Below are 17028 nucleotides of genomic sequence, written 5' to 3'. Positions count from 1 at the left end.
GAATTAACACATCACTTCAATTGTAAATCCACCAGGTGCTTCAACATAAAACGTATACGCATGTGCATGCTTAGGAGGTTCGACCAAAAAGCCATCCTCCTTCAATTTTTGATTCATCTTATTTACTTGTTCTTCACTTTCTTGAGGAAACCCTACATGAAATGTTTGTGGATATTGTACGTCTTTCCCTTTCATTAATGTTAATATAAACCCAGCATTATCACGCAAAACTGCAAAGCCATTTCCCCTTGTTCCGCTACAAGTTAAACCAAAATATTTCTCTAAAAACTCTCTAGCAGCTACTACATCTGAAACTGTTAAATTAAGATGTTTAATTTTCAAACCGCCACCTTCTTTCTTAATTTTCTAACATTTTATCATAAAAATAAAAAACACGCCTTTCACAGCGTGTTTCATTGCTTCACATACACTTCAACAACCGGATTTTCTTTATTATCCGCATGCAAGCGTAAATTCTCTTCACTTGTACTATAAATGCTAGCTAATAACATAATCGTTAACACATTAGGCGTTTTTGCATCGCTTCCGTATTTCCTTTCAAGTGCTTCCTTGTATTCAAAATCCAAATCCCCCTGCACATATGTATACACTTCAAAGCCATCTTCTAAATTACAAACTACTGTATCAATTATATCTGCCCCTACTTGCTTCTTCATTTCCTCTCGCAATGCTTCAATAAATTCTTCCCATGGTACTTCGTATGTCTGAAACTGATCTGTAGATTTCATACCTTTTCCTCCTTATATATCCTCTTCCTATATTTCCCCTTTCCTTTAACAATTATGATAGATAGGGCATTCGTACAAGCCGCACTTGTCCCCTTTACATATCGTATTACTGTAATGGGGAAGGAGGAAAGAACATGCATAGACAAAAATGTTACGATACGTGCCAACGTTATTTCGGTAAAGTCGTTCGAATTGAAGATCGTGATGGCCGCATTCATTTAGGCAAAATAATTGATGTGACAAAAAGCTCTGTATGGATTGAACCAGTGCAACAGCGCTCATCTTTTGATACAGGATTTGGATACTATGACGCTTATACAAACGGTGGTTGCGATCTTTGCGGCGGCCTTAGCAGATGTGATAGTTGCGGATTTGGTTGTGGTGGTGGATTCAGCGGCTGTGGATGTGGCGGTCGTGGTTGCGGTAGTTGTGGCGGCTGGGGCGGCGGTGGCTGGGGCGTTGAACTCGGATTTGGTTTCATCTTCGGAATTACATTAGCTGCATTATTTTTCATTTAACATAGTAAAGAGTTGACTACCTTTAGCCAACTCTCTTTCTTTATTTTTCACATATAAAAATACGATGCCCTAAAATATGTTGGTACATAAGTCGTACATTTTCATGCTGTACCCATGCCTCATATAATTCATTTGGAATATGCGAGGATACATTCCATTCTGGCTCTTCTATATAGCCCGAGATTGTTTCTGCAATTGTACCACCACCAGCAATGGTAACCCGATTAAAGTTTGCTTTCTGAAATAATTGTACCCACTCATTCTCAGTTAATAGTTCTTTCATCCCGTATAATTGCGCAATTTTTGCTTCCTCACTCTTCTCAATGTGCCTATCAATAATCATTTCAATGACAACAAGTTTACCGTCTTTCTGTAGTACACGATAGCACTCCGAGATAACCCTTTCTTTCTCTGTAAAAGCTAGGATCGATTCTCCGAGTACGAACTCAAATGAGTCATGCAAACAAGGTAATTGCTCTACATTTCCTTCTATTAATTGAATGTCTAGTCCTTCAATTAACCATCTATCTTTCGCCTTTTGAATCATAATCTCATTCTTTTCAACCGCCGTTACTTTATAACCACATTCTTTTGTCATATATGCCGCTGTTTTCCCCGTACCGCACCCTATCTCAAGGACATTCGCTCCAAATCTAAAAGGTAGTTGCGTCAACAATTGTTTTGTTAACGTAAAGCCACCAGGATGAGCACTTCCTATTCCATAATAAGCTAGGAAATCGATGTAAGCATTTCGTTCCATGGGATTCTCCCTTTTTTATTTTATATATTCAAGGAAGAAATAAAAGTGCATAGAAAAAGCATTTTCAAGTGCTATAATACCGCAACTTGAAAATGCTCTTCTCTTTTTTATTTCTCTTCAATATACGCCCATTTGAAGCTATATTCCGGACTAATATTATGTTTCACAATTCCCTTTATATTTGGTTTCATAACATATGATTTAGCACTTTGGTATAAAGGTACAAGCGCTACATCATCTTCAAGTAACAATTTCTCCGCCTTCCCTAACTCTGTCCAACGTTTTTTTGCATCAGCCATCCATTCTGTCTTACTTTTAGTAATAATGTCATCATATTTTGAATCTGAGTAGCTCATCTGGTTCTGAGAATTTGTCGTTTCAAACATATCAAGATACGTCATTGGATCCGCGTAATCTGGATTCCAGCCACCATATGAAAAATCATAATCTTGGTCTGATTCTAATTTTAGCTTTTGCTTAAATGGTTGCAGTTTAATATTTACTGTCACGCCTTTTAGATTTTTTTCAACTTGATCTTTTACATACTCCCCAACCTTTTTCGCATTACCAGTATCATAATTTAACAGTTCAATTGTTACTTGATCTTTTCCAAGTTCTTTTTTCGCTTCTTCCCAAGCTGCTGCTGCCTTTTTAGTGTCTTGTTTTAAACCATTCTTGAACGTTTCTGCGAAATCTTTACCATCTGGTCCACTCGCTAAACCTTTTGGCACTAAGTAATCCACTGGTTTTGAACCATCATTTAAAATGACATTCGCTAAAGCTTTCTTATCAATTGATAATGCAATTGCTTCACGTAATTTTTTGCTCTTTAACGGTGTATCTTGCCCGCCACGTTTTTGGTTTAGACGTAAGTAAAACGTACTTGTTTCCGAATATGCGCCAAACTCCTCTTTATTATTTCTATACTTATCAACAAACTCTCCTGATAAAAGTGCGAAATCAATTGCACCTGTATCGTATAAATTTACTCTAGTAGCTGGTTCTTTTACTACGCTATAGTTAATTTCTTCTAGTTTTACAGTCTTTTTATCCCAATACTGATCATTTTTCTTTAATTTCCAGCCTTGCTCATGTTTCCAATCAGTAAGAACGAACGGTCCGTTATATACTGTTGTATCAGACTCTAAACCAAACTTATTCCCTTTTTCTTTTACAAACTTTTCATTTAATGGATAGTATGACGCAAATGCCATTAAGTTCAAGAAGTACGGTACCGGTCTTTCCAGTTCCACTTCAAGTGTATAATCATCTACCGCTTTTACACCTAATGTAGCAACTTCTCCTTTTCCTTGATTAATTGTTTCTGCATTTTTAATATAATAAGCAATAAATGCATACTCAGCAGCTGTTTTTGGATCTACTAGACGTTGCCATGCAAATACGAAATCTTTCGCTGTTACTGGATCACCGTTTGACCATTTTGCATCTTTCCGTAATTTAAATGTATATTTTTTACCATCCTCGCTTTTTGTGCTAGATTCTGCTACAGCTGGGATTGGCTTATTATCTTTATCAAGGCGATATAAACCTTCCATCGTATTCCCTAAAATTTGTGCGCCAAGTGTATCTGTACTTTTTGAAGTATCCATCGTCGGAATTTCATTCGTTTCTGTACGATTTAGCACTTGCTTCGCTGCATATTTTATATCAGATTTCTTCTCTTCCCCGCCATTATTAGACGTTGTAGTCGATTTCTTCTCCCCACCAGATCCAGAAGAACATGCTGTTAACGCCATACTCATTGCTAAAACTGGCACTACAACTGCCGTTAGTTTTTTCATTTTTTTCTTCATTCTTGTACCCTCCCCAATTATATGTACGAAACTAACTTTGAGAGATTTTCTATGAACTTAGTTATTAGTACTTTTTCACCAATTAACATCTTGGTAATTATCCTCATTTTTGAAGTTTCCATTATTTTATTTTCATAGTAACTATGTATTTTACTATTACTACTATACGGATTCTCCCCCATCTACTATATGTCAGTACTACTTTTCTTATTCTTCTCTATTTAATTGAATAGAAAAAGAGCGTGTTAAAAGTGAATTATTTACTTTTAAACACGCTCTTTTTTATTATTTTCCTTCCGTTACATAAGCCCACTTAAAGCTATATTCTGGACTGATGTTATGTTTCACAATTCCTTTTACATTCGGCTTCATTACATACGCTCTTCCTGTTTGGTATAAAGGAACTAATCCAGCATCTTCTTCAAGGAATAATTTTTCTGCTTTTCCTAACGTTTCCCAACGCTTCTTCGGATCAGACAATAATTCATTACCTGCTTGTTTAACCATTTCATCATATTTTTGATTCGAATAACTCATTTGGTTATATGGGCTCTTCGACTCAAACATATCAATAAATGTCATTGGATCCGAATAATCTGGGCTCCAGCCTGCAAATGAAACTTCATAATCTTGTGCCGACTCTAATTTCAGTTTTTGTTTGAACGGCTGAATTTTTGTGTTAACCGTTACACCTTTTAAGTTTTTCTCAATTTGATCTTTAAAGTAGTCAGCAATTTTCTTCGCAGTTCCATCATCATAGCTTAGTAATTCAATTGTAATTTGGTCTTTTCCAAGTTCTTTTTTCGCTGCATCCCAAGCTGCTGCACCTTTTTTCGGATCATATTTTAGACCGTTTTTAAATGTATCTTGGTAATCTTTACCGTCTGGTCCTGTCGCAAGTCCTTTTGGTACTAATTGATCTGTTGCTTTTGAACCGTTATTTAAAATAACGTTTGCTAATCCTTTTTTATCAATTGATAATGCGATCGCTTCACGCAGTTTTTTGCTCTTTAACGGTGTATCTTGTCCGTTACGTTTTTGGTTTAAACGTAAGAAGAATGTACTCGCTTCAGAATACTCACCGTACTCCTCTTTGTTCGATTTATATTTATCAACGAATTCTCCTGATAATAATGTGAAATCAATTGATCCTGTATCATATAAGTTTACTTTCGTCGCAACTTCTTTTACTACACTGTAGTTAATTTCTTCTAATTTTACAGTCTTATTATCCCAGTACTTATCATTTTTCTTTAGCTGCCATCCTTGTTCGTGTTTCCAGGAAGCCATCACAAACGGTCCGTTATACAACGTTGTATCTGCTTCTAAACCGAATTTATCTCCTTTTTCTTTTACGAACTTTTCATTTAAAGGATAGTAAGATGGGAATGCCATTAAATTCAAGAAATATGGTACTGGTTTTTCTAATTCTACTTCTAGCGTATAATCATCTACCGCTTTTGCCCCTAAATCTGTTAGTGGCTTTTCGCCTTTATTAATTGCCTCTGCATTTTTAATGTAGAAAGCGATAAACGCATATTCTGCCGCTGTATTTTTATCAAGTAAGCGTTGCCATCCGTATACGAAATCTTTCGCTGTTACAGGGTCGCCGTTTGACCATTTTGCATCTTTACGTAGTTTAAATGTATATTTTTTGCCATCCTCGCTTTTCGTGCTAGATTCTGCTGCAGCTGGGATCGGCTTATTATCTTTATCTAATCGATATAAACCTTCCATTGTGTTCCCTAAAATTTGAGAACCTAATGTATCAGTAGATTTCGAAACATCCATCGTCGGAATCTCTTGATTCTCTGTACGATTTAACACTTGTTTCGCTGCGTATTTAATTTCTGATTTTTTCTCTTCCCCACCACCACTAGACGTCGTAGTTGATTTCTTCTCCCCACCAGATCCAGAACACGCTGTCAACGCCATACTCATCGCTAAAACTGGCGCTACAACCGCCGTGAACTTTTTCATCTTTTTCTTCATTTTTGTACCCTCCCCAATTATATGTACGAAACTAATTTTGATAGATTTTCTAATAATTAGTTATCAGAAAATTCTTATTAATTAATATTCTACTAATTTTTCAGCTTTTGTAAAGTTATTTTTAAAATATTCTAAAAATTATTTTTTTGTGATAGTAAAACGTATTTTTTACAATTAGCACTATGCAAGTACCATCTTTCTTATATCTATTGATTTATTTGCATTTGATAACATAATAAAAGAGCATTCCAAAAGTAAATAGTCTACTTTTGGAATGCTCTTTCAGTTTATCTTTCTATTGTGGACAACGAGATTCTCACTACAAAATAAGCTAAGAAACTTATATGCATCCACTTAAATATAGCCTCACTGCTTAAAAATTATTTTCCATCTTTTTCAGTCATGTACGCCCACTTGAAGCTATACTCTGGGCTAATGTTATGGTGAACGATGCCTTTTGCATTTGGTTTTTGAACGTATGCATCACCACGTTGGTATAAAGGTACAAGCGCTACATCTTGCTCAAGAAGTAATTTCTCAGCTTTTCCTAACTCTTCCCAACGTTTCTTCGCGTCACCCATTAATTCTCCGCCAGCTTTTTTGATCATATCATCATATTTTGAATCAGCGAAGCTCATTTGGTTATGAGAATGATTAGACTGGAACATATCTAAGAATGTCATTGGGTCAGCGTAGTCAGGTCCCCAACCAGCATATGATAAATCATAGTCTTGCTCTGTTTCTAATTTCAGCTTTTGTTTGAATGGCTGAAGTTTAATATTAACAGTTACACCTTTTAAGTTTTTCTCAATTTGATCTTTTACATATTCCCCAACTTTTTTCGCATTACCAGTGTCATAGTTTAATAGCTCAATTGTAACTTGGTCTTTCCCAAGCTCTTTTTTCGCTTCATCCCATGCAGCTGCTGCTTTTTTCGCATCTGGTTTAATACCATTTTTAAATGTTTCTTGGAAGTCTTTACCGTCTGGTCCAGTTGCTAATCCTTTCGGTACTAAGAAGTCCGCAGGCTTAGATCCATCATTTAAAATAACGTTTGATAAATTCTTTTTATCGATTGATAATGCGATTGCTTCACGTAATTTTTGGCTCTTTAACGGTGTATCTTGTCCACCACGTTTTTGGTTCATACGTAAGAAGTAAGTACTTACTTGTGAGTATGTGCCAAACTCTTCTTTGTTGCTTCTATACTTATCAACGAATTCACCTGTTAATAGCGCGAAATCAATTGCATTTGTATCATATAAGTTTACTCTTGTAGCTACTTCTTTTACTACACTATAGTTAATTTCATCTAGTTTTACAGTCTTTTTATCCCAATATTGATCGTTTTTCTTTAGTTTCCAGCCTTGCTCGTGCTTCCAATCAGTAAGAACGAACGGTCCGTTATATACTGTTGTATCAGACTCTAAACCGTATTTATCCCCTTTTTCTTTTACGAACTTCTCATTTAATGGATAGTACGATGGGAATGCTACTAAGTTTAAGAAGTATGGTACTGCTTGTTCTAATTCAACTTCAAAAGTAAGGTCGTCTACTGCCTTTACTCCTAGTTCTGTTACAGGTTTTTCCCCTTTATTAACAGCTTCTGCATTTTTAATCGGGAATGCAATGAATGCATACTCAGCAGCTGTTTTTGGGTCTAATAGACGTTGCCAAGCATATACGAAATCTTTCGCTGTTACAGGATCACCATTTGACCATTTTGCATCTTTACGTAATTTGAATGTATATTTTTTACCATCCTCACTCTTCGTGCTTGACTCTGCCGCAGCTGGGATTGGTTTGTTATCTTTATCTAATCGATATAAACCTTCCATTGTGTTCCCTAAAATTTGAGAACCTAATGTATCGGTATTTTTAGAAGTATCCATTGTCGGAATCTCATTTGTTTCAGTACGATTTAGTACTTGTTTCGCTGCTAATTTTTCTTCTGATTTGCTATCTCCGCCAGAGCTAGAATTTGTGCTTGTCTTCTTATCTCCGCCTGATGTAGAACATGCTGTCAATGCCATACTCATTGCTAAAACTGGTGCTACAACTGCTGTTAATTTTTTGATTTTTTTCTTTTTCACTTTCTGTACCCTCCCTAATTCTTAACGCTCTCATTTAAGAATTTTCTGATAATTCTGTTTTTCTTTATATATTTATCAGAAGATTCTTATTAACTATTATTCTACTAATTTTTTGAGTTTTGTAAAGTGTTATTATTGAAAATTTTTAAAAAATTATTTTTTTACAGTAATATTCATAAAAATTCCATAATCTTTTGAAACACTATATCTCATTGAATTCTATGTATTGATTTAATAACCTTTATATCCTTCCACTATAAAACACTTGTAAATTATTGTTAATAAATAATGTATATCGTAACAAACCTCTTTTCTACAAAAATAAAAAAAGTCAGCAAAGCTGACTTTTTTATCCGGCCATTTTCTCTCTTTTCATTTCTTCTACTATCCTCTTATACTTCTCATCATCAAATTCATTTTCACTTTTTGCAACAACTACAGTCGCAATACCGTTACCAATTAAGTTGACGATAGCACGTGCTTCTGACATGAAACGATCTACACCAAGTAATAGTGCTAACCCTTCTAATGGAATAACATTCATTGCAGATAGAGTAGATGCTAATACAATAAACCCTCCACCTGTTACTGCTGCTGCACCTTTAGATGTAACTAACAAAATAGCTATTATAGTTAATTGTTGACCTAGTGAAAGATCGACGTGAAAGACTTGAGCTAAAAATATAGTAGCCATCGATAAATAAATCGTTGTTCCGTCTAAATTAAAAGAATATCCCGTCGGAATGACTAAACCTACTACCGGCTTCGAACACCCGAAGTCTTCCATCTTTGTCATCATTCGCGGCAGTACTGATTCTGATGATGATGTCCCGAGAACAATGAGTAATTCTTCTTTAATATGCGCCAAATATTTCCACAAACTAAATTTATACAATTTACAAATAAAATTTAAAACGATAAAAACAAATAATGCCATTGTTGCATATACACAAATCATTAATTTACCGAGTGGAATAAGTGTACTTAAACCATATTTACCAATTGTAAACGCCATCCCGCCGAATGCGCCAACCGGTGCTAACTTCATAACAATGGATAAAATATTAAAAAATACTTTCGATAATCTTTCAAAAAAGTCGATAACCGGTTGTCCATTTTTCCCTAGCATCGTTAACCCTGCACCGAATAAAATGGAGAAGAACAGAACTTGTAAAATATCTCCTTTTGCAAATGCTTCAAACATGTTAGATGGAACAATATGTAAAAAGAAATCCATCCATTTCATTTCTTGCCCGCTTTGTACATATTGTGAAACATCTCCGCCCTTTAGTTTTGAAGGATCTAATCCATCTCCGGGACGTACAACATTCGCTACGATGATACCTATAATTAAAGCCGCTGTTGTAACAATTTCAAAATATAATAGTGCCTTACCACCAACACGACCTACCTTTTTCATACTTCCCATACTTGCAATACCAAGCACAATTGTTAAAAAAATAATCGGTGCAATAACCATTTTAATCATATTGATGAACGTTTCACCAATTGGCTTCATCTGCTGTCCAACACTAGGCCAAATTGCCCCTACTGCAATACCACAAATAATTGCCATAATAACTTGGAATGTTAAATTTTTTGCAATTCTCATTTTTAATGCTCCCCTGTTTTTTCATTTCTCCCAAACTATATTAATCATTAACATTTATTCTATGTAATAACCCCCTTGTTATTTACCTTAAACCACAACTTTACGTTACACTATTTCCTTTTATTTTTAAATAGTATATAACATTAAAAGATAAATGACATACTACTAAATACAATAAAAAAACAGACATTTCGCCTGCTTTAATTCTCCTCAATCTGCTTTTCACTTAATCCTAGATGTGTTCTAAGCGTATTACTCAAACTCTGTAGATCTTTTTTATTAGGGTTATAGTAATATACACGTTGCCCATTTGGACCATTTGGCAAATATAAATCATCCCCACCCAATTGAATCTTTTCAACTGAACCGTTTAAACCGTATTTATAAAAAGATAAAATATCATCCATTACTAAGTTTGTTTTAAAATCACCGTCAACCGCCTCAACCATTTTTTCTAGTTTCGTAATCGAACCTACACTTTTTAATTTACTTAACATCGCTTCAATAACAAGCTGTTGGCGCTGACCTCTCATTGCATCACTATCAATATGACGCGTTCTTGCTAGTGCAAGTGCTTCTTCCCCTGTTAATTTTTGTAGTCCTTTTTTCAAATGAATTGCGTCAGGCTCATCTTTACTATTTTGCTCCGTAAATTCAACTGGGACATCTACTTCAATCCCATCTAACCCATCAACAATTTTAGTAAATGAATTAAAATTAAACTTCACAAAATAATCAACAGGCACTTGTAATAATTTTTCTACCGCTTCCACTGAAGCTTGCGGCCCTCCATCTTTACCATTTTTAACGAAACCACTTCCATATGCATGCGTTATTTTATCTTTTTTCTTTTCAACCGGAACATATGTGTATGTATCACGTGGTATGCTCGTTAATTTCACAGTCTTATCATCTTTATTAAAAGTAGCTAACAGTAGTGCATCTGTATGAAATGCACCATTATACTCCTTTTGTCGTTCTTGATTTTCATCAATTCCCATAATTAAAAGTGAAACATTATTTGCAATTGGTTTTACGGCTTTCTCACGTAAATTTGATTTTTCACCCCGCGCTAAATTAACATTTGATTTTTGTACGAGATTAGAAGTTTTCATATATACGTAAGTACCATATCCAACTCCGCCAAATAGTAATATTGCTAACAATATACTTATTATCGTTGTCTTCTTATATTTTCGTTTATTTTTCTTTTCTCTTGAAGAAGAGTGATTCTCCATATGTTTTCCTCCGTTTTCTATTCATCTAATATATTTTTCAATTTTTCATAATTAGCGCTTTCCTTTTGAAATGTATTCTCTTTCAATCCTTTGTTTATTTGTATCCATTCGGTCGTAATCGAATATTGAATCATACCCTCGTGGAAACTAAGGAATTTTAGCATAATCCCTGTATTTTTCTCTACAACCATTTCAAATTTCCCTCTTAAATCTTCAGATGTACTTACAGGCATTTCTATGTTTATTGTTCCTTCTATTTTGTAGCAATCAAGTCCAAGATACTTCGTTTCTTTATAATTCCAATCTTTATATCGAATTAATAGATCAGTAAATTCTGATTGAATACTATACTTCGCGAATCCCACATATTCATCATCATATCTTTTTTTCTCACCTGATTTTCTCAATAACCTTTCCGTAGGATTTAATTTTAATAGTTCATTGTTTTTTTCTTTCGGGCTCCATTTTGTCTCTTTATATGTATACTTCTCATCATCAAATTCTTTTTTCTTGCCCTCGTTATATATAATTGTTCGTTTTCTCGCTAGTTTATCTTCTTTCGAAGAGATCCCACTTTGTTGCTCCGTATCAATCGCATATTTGTATGTTGTAGCAATTCTTGACGAGCTAGAATATTCCTCAAATTGTCCTGAAATATTATTAAAATGATCAATAGAATCCAGCATCTTTTCATGAATTTTTTCTTTATCTGGATAATTTACATTCGATTTTATTTCCTCTTCATTTTCATAATCAGAAAACGCCTTTTTCTTTACATATTGAAATACTCCGCCATTTTGAGCAAAAATTTGATCAGAGAACTCCGACATAGATACGATTGAAAGTGCTAGAACCGCAGCACTTATAGCCATCATATAAACTCTGTAACCTTTCTTTTTTACCGGGAGATTATGAAGGGTACTATTAATCTTTTCATTTAACTCTGGCGGTACTATCACATTCTCTTCTTTTATTCTCTTTTTTAATTTTTCATCAAATAATTTTTCATCATCCATCCTTTGCACCCCCTATTCCATCTTTAATCGCTTTTGCAGTTGTTCCCTCGCACGTGACAATCTCGATTTCACTGTTCCTTTTGGTATTTCTAAAAGCTTGGCAATACTTTCTTGATTCATATCTTCATAATAATAAAGCACCGTAACAGCTCTTAATTCTTCATGTAACGATTGAATCGCATTACACAAATCTATATCTTCATACTGATCACACGCACTCATATTGTAATCATTCTCTTCTGTCACAATTACCTTTTTATATGTTCTAATAATATTGTTACACTCATTCATTAAAATTCGAATTAACCAAGTTTGAAAAAACTCTTCTTTTTTTAATTTTTTTATATTTTCATAGGCTTTTAAAATTGTTGCCTGTATCGCATCCTCTATATTTGTCTCATCACGTAACATAGCCTTTGCAATACGATACATCTTCACTTTTTCTGTATGTATAAGCGCCATAAACGCTTCATGATCACCTTTTTTCGCTAAGGAAACATCTGTTTCTTCTTTTACAATCATTTTATATAAAGGGATTACTTTCACAATTCCTCCTCCTGTTTCATCCTCACTTCAAATTTAACTTTACATGTATTAGACGGATGGGCCTAGAAAAAGGTTCATTTTTTTTGAATATTTTCACAAAAAAGATAAACATTCTTCATGTTTACCTTTACTCAGATGTAATTCTAAGGAAATATCCATCTGGATCTAGAACTTTAAATCCCCTCATCTCCCATGGGTAAGCTTGAATTTCTTCTTGTATTGTGCACCGCTTCTCTTTACAACGTTCATATACGTCTTCAATCCGATTGACAACAATAATTAGTTCAAAACCATTCCCCTTCATTTCTTTTCGATCGTAAAAATAGTGATTTTCATTCAATCTTGAATCACTAACTAGTAATAAAGAGAACTGGTCGTGATTAAAACGTGCTCCATGCATACCTTTTTTATACAGCTTTAAACCAATTACTTCTTTATAGAACAATGCTGACTTTTCTATATCATTTACATATAGCTGCACCCGGAACAAATGATTCATTCGTTTCCTCCTCATCAAAAAAAGCCCACTATTTCAGTGGACTTTCTACTTTACAACGGTAAATCCCTCTTCTTAAACACTACAATCGCTACGATGAAAATACAAAGTGCTCCAACAATTAAACCTATACTCACTGGCCATATATTATACGTTCCTTCAGCAATTTCTTTCGGACGAAATAGCGTAAATAATGATATATTTCTCATCCACTCTAACTTATCACTTAATTTACCTACCATATCTAATGCGAAAAATAAAATAGTTAAACTCGCTGAGTAGCTAAGTGCCTTTCTTTCGTCATTACATATACAAGAAAAGAAAAATGAATAAGCACTAACGACTAAAAATATGAGCCCTCCAACAACATTTATCTTCAGAAATAATTCTTTATTTAAGTTATTATCTTGTAGAAACCACTCTGCACCTACTATACCCGCTACATACGTAACAGTTACTATGATTAGTAGTCCCAATATGAGAATAGACGCTTGTGTAATAGCAATTTGCACTCTAGATACAGGCGTTGCGAGCAAGTATGCCATCGCCCCTTTATCTACATGACGAGCAATTAAATGCGTTGCAACTGTTACACAAAAAATTGTTAATATGATAATAAACAATAGACTATAATATTCGCCAGCTAAAAAATCCATTACGTTTTGAATCGGACTTTCCATGCCAACAATTTTTTTCACACTATCAGGCATTGCACTTATTAATTCATTTAATCCTTTCGCCGATACCATTGAAGGGAATATCCAAATTAACAACCATAAATATAGCGCTGCACCAGTTGCATAACTCAAAATACTTTTTTGTGTTTCTTTCAAACTAGCTAAAAACAATTGCTTATTCATGCTTTATCCCTTCTTTCTTATCGTAATAATGCATAAATAAATGTTCTAAATCCATTGCTCTCGTTTGAAGTGCCGTGACATTATAGTTTGAAAGTGTTTGTAAAACAGCTTGATAATTTCCTTGTACAATAATCGATGCTTCTCTTCCTTTCACCGCTTCAAATTGCAAATTACATTGCGCCAGAGATTCAATCTCTTCTTGCGATGATACGGTTACATCTATTACCTGTCGTCTCACACTTTGTAAATCATGCATATTTTCAACCGTCACAAGACGACCATCTTTAATAATCGCTACTCGATCACACGTACGCTCAATTTCAGTGAAAATATGCGACGACATAAGAATTGTTTTTCCTCTTTGTTTTTCCTCTACTATTAAATCTATAAATACTTGCTGCATAAGAGGATCGAGTCCTGATGTCGGTTCATCTAAAATTAACACTTCCGGATCATGCATAAAAGCAGCAACAATTCCTACTTTTTGTTTCATTCCTTTAGACATTTTTCGAATCGGTGTTTTCACATCAAATTGTAGACGTTCTATTAATTCATCTCGTCTTTTCGTATCCTTTAGCCCACGCATTCCTTGCATTAACTTTAAAAACTCTAATCCGTTCATTCCTTCTATAAAAGAGATTTCACCCGGTAGATAGCCAACTTCTCTTTGAATTTTTGCAGCAGCTTTCCAACAATCTAATCCAAAAATTGTCGCTTTACCAGCTGTTGGTTTTATAAATCCCATTAAATTACGAATTGTTGTGGATTTCCCGGCACCATTTGGTCCTAAGTAACCGAATACTTCACCTTCTTTTACATCAAATGTAATATGAAACAAGCCTTTCCCATTTGAAAATTGTTTTGTGACATTTTGAACTGAAATCATAATTCCACCTCATTTTTTGAAATATTTAATATGTGATATTTCAAAATCATTGTACTCCTCATCTTTCATATCCGCAACAACTTTTTGAAATATTTATATGTCCATATTTCAAAAATATTGTTTTCCATTATTTTTTCTTGTATATTTTAATTGAGGTGATTGCATTGAACGGCTTTGAAAGAGTGAAAGAAAAGAAAAAACGTGCCATTAAAGAAGCAGCTTTCCTATTATTTTCAGAACGCGGATTTAATGAGGTGAAAATAGAGCATATTGCAAAGGAAGCAAATGTTTCTCAAGTTACCATTTATAATCATTTCGGAAGTAAAGACGCGTTATTTAGAGAACTTATACAGGAATTTATAACATCTGAATTTCAATATTATAAAAAACTTGCAGAAGAAAAATTACCTTTTCATGAGATGATGCAAAAAATGATTGTAAGAAAAATGAATACGGGCGGGTTATTCCAACCTGACATGTTGCTACAAATGATGCAAAGAGACGAAGAACTCAAAGAATTTATTTATAAGTATCAAAGCGAAAAAATCCTGCCTTGGTATATAGAAATATTAGAACAAGCACAGAAAAAAAATGAAATTAACCCTCACCTTACTAAAGAAATGATGTTACTGTACATTCAAATGTTCACTAAGTTAGGTGATGATTTTGGGGCACAGCTTCTTGAAGGAGATCGCGAAAAACATATACAAGATATCGTTACGATGTTCTTTTATGGACTGTCCGTCCCCCAAAAATAATTTTTCTAAAGAAGAAATAAAATCACAAAAAAGCCCTTTGGATATTTAATACTCCAGGGCTTTTTTCATGTCAAAAAAATGACTAAAACTAACTTTATCTTAACGAAGTTAAATGCTGCTTTATAGATAATACCTTATTATAGATTAACTCTTTTAGCATAACTGGCTGAATTGAGATAATCGTTTCACCGAAATTCAGAAAATAGTTCGAGATAAAATCAACTTCTTGTTTGTTAAAGTAGCCTGTTATAATGTAATTTTCATTTTCTTTTTGTATCTCCATGGAAGGATAATTTTCTTTATCAAAAATATCTTTTCCTTTTTGATTAACAATGACAATAAAATCAGTTGCATCAGGTTTTCTATGAAAAGTAGTAAGATAACTTAATAATTCTTCAAGATTTTTTGGATTCGTATTACTTGTTTCCACAATAGAAAGAATTTTATCACATCTAATTATTTGAACATGATTTGTCTCAAAATTAAAGATTTTAGCATACCACTGACCAAATTTAGATTCTATTCGAATAAATTGGGCAACCAATGCTTTCTCCTCGTCTTTTTTTAAGTATATTAAATGATAAACTCGCTCAGCAAAAATCCCCTGTAAAATTTGTTTTAAGAACGGACTAAAATTACTATGATTTGTTACTTCAAAAGAAAGCGTTCGTTCCATAATTGAAATATTTTTACTCACATTATCAGGTAATACATGTTTAAATTTATTTTCAAGCGCCATACTTTCTATATTAAATGGTTTCGTCTTGTATCCATTTAATGTAAGAATCGAAAAGTATAGCGCATACATCTCATCCACACTAAAATAAATTGGCGATAGCACACTATTTTCTATAATTTTATAACTTCCATTTCTACCTAATTCAGAATATATTGGTACACCTATTTCTTCCAATGATTGAATATCTCGCAACGCGGTACTTTTAGAAATAGCATATCTAACCATTAAATCCTTTAAATTAAAATGCCTTTTATTATTTAAGAAAATAAGCATATCATTAATTCGTTCCGTTTTTTTCATATTTCCCTCCCGAAAGGTGTCATGTATTGAAACCTTTTTAGTCTATATTATAATTATTAACTAATAAAGGAGTTATATATTTATGACATTAGAAATAGCTATTTTTCTTTCAATGAATGGGCATGCAAAAGAGGCAATTAATTTTTATACACGCAATTTAGAAGCTAAGCAGTTAATGATTGTTACGTATGAAGAACTGGCGAAAAGAGATCGTTCTTTTAAAATTACAAGTGAAAATAAAGATCATATTGCTCACTCTGTTTTACAAATTGGGAATACAAAGCTAATGATAGCTGAAAATACAATGAATCCTAATGAACGTTATAACGTTGGAAATAACATGTCACTTTGCATTCAAAGCGCTAATTTAGAAGAAATACAAAGATTTTATAATAATTTAACTTCCGATAAGAACGTGAAGATACTCTCTCCACTAGAAAAAAATATATTTAGTGAAGCATATGGGATTATTGAAGATCCTTACGGCATACAAATTCAGCTAATGTATGACAAACGATTAGGCTAAATAATTTGCCCTATTCACATATTCTCAATAAAAAAAGACACCCATATGTTAAATATATATAACCATTATTAAACATTAAAATATAAAGCTTGTATCGACGATTACCTGGTAATTTTCGATACAGG

The 17028-nt window shown here is 33.6% G+C and carries 17 protein-coding genes; 3 read left to right on the top strand and 14 right to left on the bottom strand.

The genetic code is table 11. The annotated features are described in order from the left end of the window. Positions 1–3: 3 nt before the first annotated feature. Positions 4–342 carry a VOC family protein gene (locus KVT31_RS15665; protein ID WP_088097274.1) on the bottom strand — a complete coding sequence of 113 codons (339 nt, stop codon included), beginning with the start codon at positions 340–342 and terminating at the stop codon, positions 4–6. Between the two features lie 71 nt (positions 343–413). Beyond that, a complete protein-coding gene (locus tag KVT31_RS15660) occupies positions 414–749 on the bottom strand; it encodes a hypothetical protein (protein WP_088097275.1) in 336 nt (111 codons plus the stop codon). Positions 750–883: 134 nt separating this feature from the next. Between KVT31_RS15660 and KVT31_RS15655 the strand changes: the two genes are divergently transcribed. Then, positions 884–1267, top strand: a complete 384-nt coding sequence (locus tag KVT31_RS15655; RefSeq protein WP_217613532.1) for a hypothetical protein — start codon at positions 884–886, stop codon at positions 1265–1267. Positions 1268–1307: 40 nt separating this feature from the next. Here KVT31_RS15655 and KVT31_RS15650 read toward each other — a convergent pair whose 3' ends face one another. The 11 genes from KVT31_RS15650 to KVT31_RS15600 form a co-directional block, all read right to left on the bottom strand. Next, entirely contained in the window at positions 1308–2027 is a 720-nt protein-coding gene (locus KVT31_RS15650; RefSeq protein ID WP_088097276.1) for a class I SAM-dependent methyltransferase, read from the bottom strand. A 107-nt stretch (positions 2028–2134) separates the two neighbouring features. Next, on the bottom strand, positions 2135–3841 hold the full coding sequence (locus KVT31_RS15645) for a peptide ABC transporter substrate-binding protein (RefSeq protein WP_088097277.1): 1707 nt from the start codon (positions 3839–3841) through the stop codon (positions 2135–2137). A 285-nt stretch (positions 3842–4126) separates the two neighbouring features. Next, a complete protein-coding gene (locus KVT31_RS15640) occupies positions 4127–5833 on the bottom strand; it encodes a peptide ABC transporter substrate-binding protein (RefSeq protein WP_088097278.1) in 1707 nt (568 codons plus the stop codon). A 380-nt stretch (positions 5834–6213) separates the two neighbouring features. Further along, positions 6214–7926, bottom strand: coding sequence for a peptide ABC transporter substrate-binding protein (locus tag KVT31_RS15635; protein ID WP_061679901.1), 1713 nt, complete (start codon positions 7924–7926; stop codon positions 6214–6216). 349 nt (positions 7927–8275) lie between these two features. Continuing rightward, positions 8276–9538 (bottom strand): dicarboxylate/amino acid:cation symporter, encoded by a 1263-nt coding sequence (locus KVT31_RS15630; protein ID WP_088097279.1) that lies wholly within the window; start codon positions 9536–9538, stop codon positions 8276–8278. Positions 9539–9738: 200 nt separating this feature from the next. After that, positions 9739–10776, bottom strand: coding sequence for an LCP family protein (locus tag KVT31_RS15625; RefSeq protein ID WP_088097280.1), 1038 nt, complete (start codon positions 10774–10776; stop codon positions 9739–9741). A 17-nt stretch (positions 10777–10793) separates the two neighbouring features. After that, a complete protein-coding gene (locus KVT31_RS15620) occupies positions 10794–11792 on the bottom strand; it encodes an anti-sigma factor (RefSeq protein ID WP_088097281.1) in 999 nt (332 codons plus the stop codon). Positions 11793–11804: 12 nt separating this feature from the next. Next, positions 11805–12338, bottom strand: a complete 534-nt coding sequence (locus tag KVT31_RS15615) for a sigma-70 family RNA polymerase sigma factor (protein WP_088097282.1) — start codon at positions 12336–12338, stop codon at positions 11805–11807. 127 nt (positions 12339–12465) lie between these two features. Then, positions 12466–12837: a VOC family protein gene (locus KVT31_RS15610; protein WP_088097283.1), complete on the bottom strand. Its 372-nt coding sequence runs from the start codon at positions 12835–12837 to the stop codon at positions 12466–12468. A gap of 50 nt (positions 12838–12887) precedes the next feature. Next, positions 12888–13694, bottom strand: coding sequence for an ABC transporter permease subunit (locus KVT31_RS15605; RefSeq protein ID WP_088097284.1), 807 nt, complete (start codon positions 13692–13694; stop codon positions 12888–12890). Continuing rightward, on the bottom strand, positions 13687–14580 hold the full coding sequence (locus tag KVT31_RS15600; protein WP_088097285.1) for an ABC transporter ATP-binding protein: 894 nt from the start codon (positions 14578–14580) through the stop codon (positions 13687–13689). Before KVT31_RS15600 ends, KVT31_RS15605 begins: the two co-directional genes overlap by 8 nt. A gap of 137 nt (positions 14581–14717) precedes the next feature. Here KVT31_RS15600 and KVT31_RS15595 point away from each other — a divergent pair, with 137 nt between their 5' ends. Then, complete coding sequence (locus tag KVT31_RS15595; RefSeq protein WP_140392519.1) at positions 14718–15338, top strand: TetR/AcrR family transcriptional regulator; 621 nt, start codon at positions 14718–14720, stop codon at positions 15336–15338. Between the two features lie 94 nt (positions 15339–15432). Here the strand turns inward: KVT31_RS15595 and KVT31_RS15590 are convergent, their stop codons facing one another. Then, positions 15433–16377: a helix-turn-helix transcriptional regulator gene (locus tag KVT31_RS15590; protein WP_088097287.1), complete on the bottom strand. Its 945-nt coding sequence runs from the start codon at positions 16375–16377 to the stop codon at positions 15433–15435. 82 nt (positions 16378–16459) lie between these two features. Between KVT31_RS15590 and KVT31_RS15585 the strand changes: the two genes are divergently transcribed. Continuing rightward, positions 16460–16903, top strand: coding sequence for a VOC family protein (locus KVT31_RS15585; protein ID WP_088097288.1), 444 nt, complete (start codon positions 16460–16462; stop codon positions 16901–16903). The last annotated feature ends 125 nt before the right edge of the window (positions 16904–17028 follow it).

This window comes from Bacillus sp. GbtcB14 (genome assembly GCF_019091205.1).
Taxonomy (GTDB): Bacteria; Bacillota; Bacilli; order Bacillales; family Bacillaceae_G; genus Bacillus_A; species Bacillus_A cereus_AG.
The sequence above is the reverse complement of the archived record's forward strand: the minus strand, read 5'-3'. Positions and strand labels throughout refer to the sequence as shown.

What these genes read in the sequence shown, in the direction of transcription:
- KVT31_RS15660 (WP_088097275.1), bottom strand. Translation starts at nt 749, where the DNA reads ATGAAATCTACAGATCAGTTTCAGACATACGAAGTACCATGGGAAGAA.
- KVT31_RS15655 (WP_217613532.1), top strand. Translation starts at nt 884, where the DNA reads ATGCATAGACAAAAATGTTACGATACGTGCCAACGTTATTTCGGTAAA.
- KVT31_RS15650 (WP_088097276.1), bottom strand. Translation starts at nt 2,027, where the DNA reads ATGGAACGAAATGCTTACATCGATTTCCTAGCTTATTATGGAATAGGA.
- KVT31_RS15645 (WP_088097277.1), bottom strand. Translation starts at nt 3,841, where the DNA reads ATGAAGAAAAAAATGAAAAAACTAACGGCAGTTGTAGTGCCAGTTTTA.
- KVT31_RS15640 (WP_088097278.1), bottom strand. Translation starts at nt 5,833, where the DNA reads ATGAAGAAAAAGATGAAAAAGTTCACGGCGGTTGTAGCGCCAGTTTTA.
- KVT31_RS15630 (WP_088097279.1), bottom strand. Translation starts at nt 9,538, where the DNA reads ATGAGAATTGCAAAAAATTTAACATTCCAAGTTATTATGGCAATTATT.
- KVT31_RS15625 (WP_088097280.1), bottom strand. Translation starts at nt 10,776, where the DNA reads ATGGAGAATCACTCTTCTTCAAGAGAAAAGAAAAATAAACGAAAATAT.
- KVT31_RS15620 (WP_088097281.1), bottom strand. Translation starts at nt 11,792, where the DNA reads ATGGATGATGAAAAATTATTTGATGAAAAATTAAAAAAGAGAATAAAA.
- KVT31_RS15610 (WP_088097283.1), bottom strand. Translation starts at nt 12,837, where the DNA reads ATGAATCATTTGTTCCGGGTGCAGCTATATGTAAATGATATAGAAAAG.
- KVT31_RS15605 (WP_088097284.1), bottom strand. Translation starts at nt 13,694, where the DNA reads ATGAATAAGCAATTGTTTTTAGCTAGTTTGAAAGAAACACAAAAAAGT.
- KVT31_RS15600 (WP_088097285.1), bottom strand. Translation starts at nt 14,580, where the DNA reads ATGATTTCAGTTCAAAATGTCACAAAACAATTTTCAAATGGGAAAGGC.
- KVT31_RS15590 (WP_088097287.1), bottom strand. Translation starts at nt 16,377, where the DNA reads ATGAAAAAAACGGAACGAATTAATGATATGCTTATTTTCTTAAATAAT.
- KVT31_RS15585 (WP_088097288.1), top strand. Translation starts at nt 16,460, where the DNA reads ATGACATTAGAAATAGCTATTTTTCTTTCAATGAATGGGCATGCAAAA.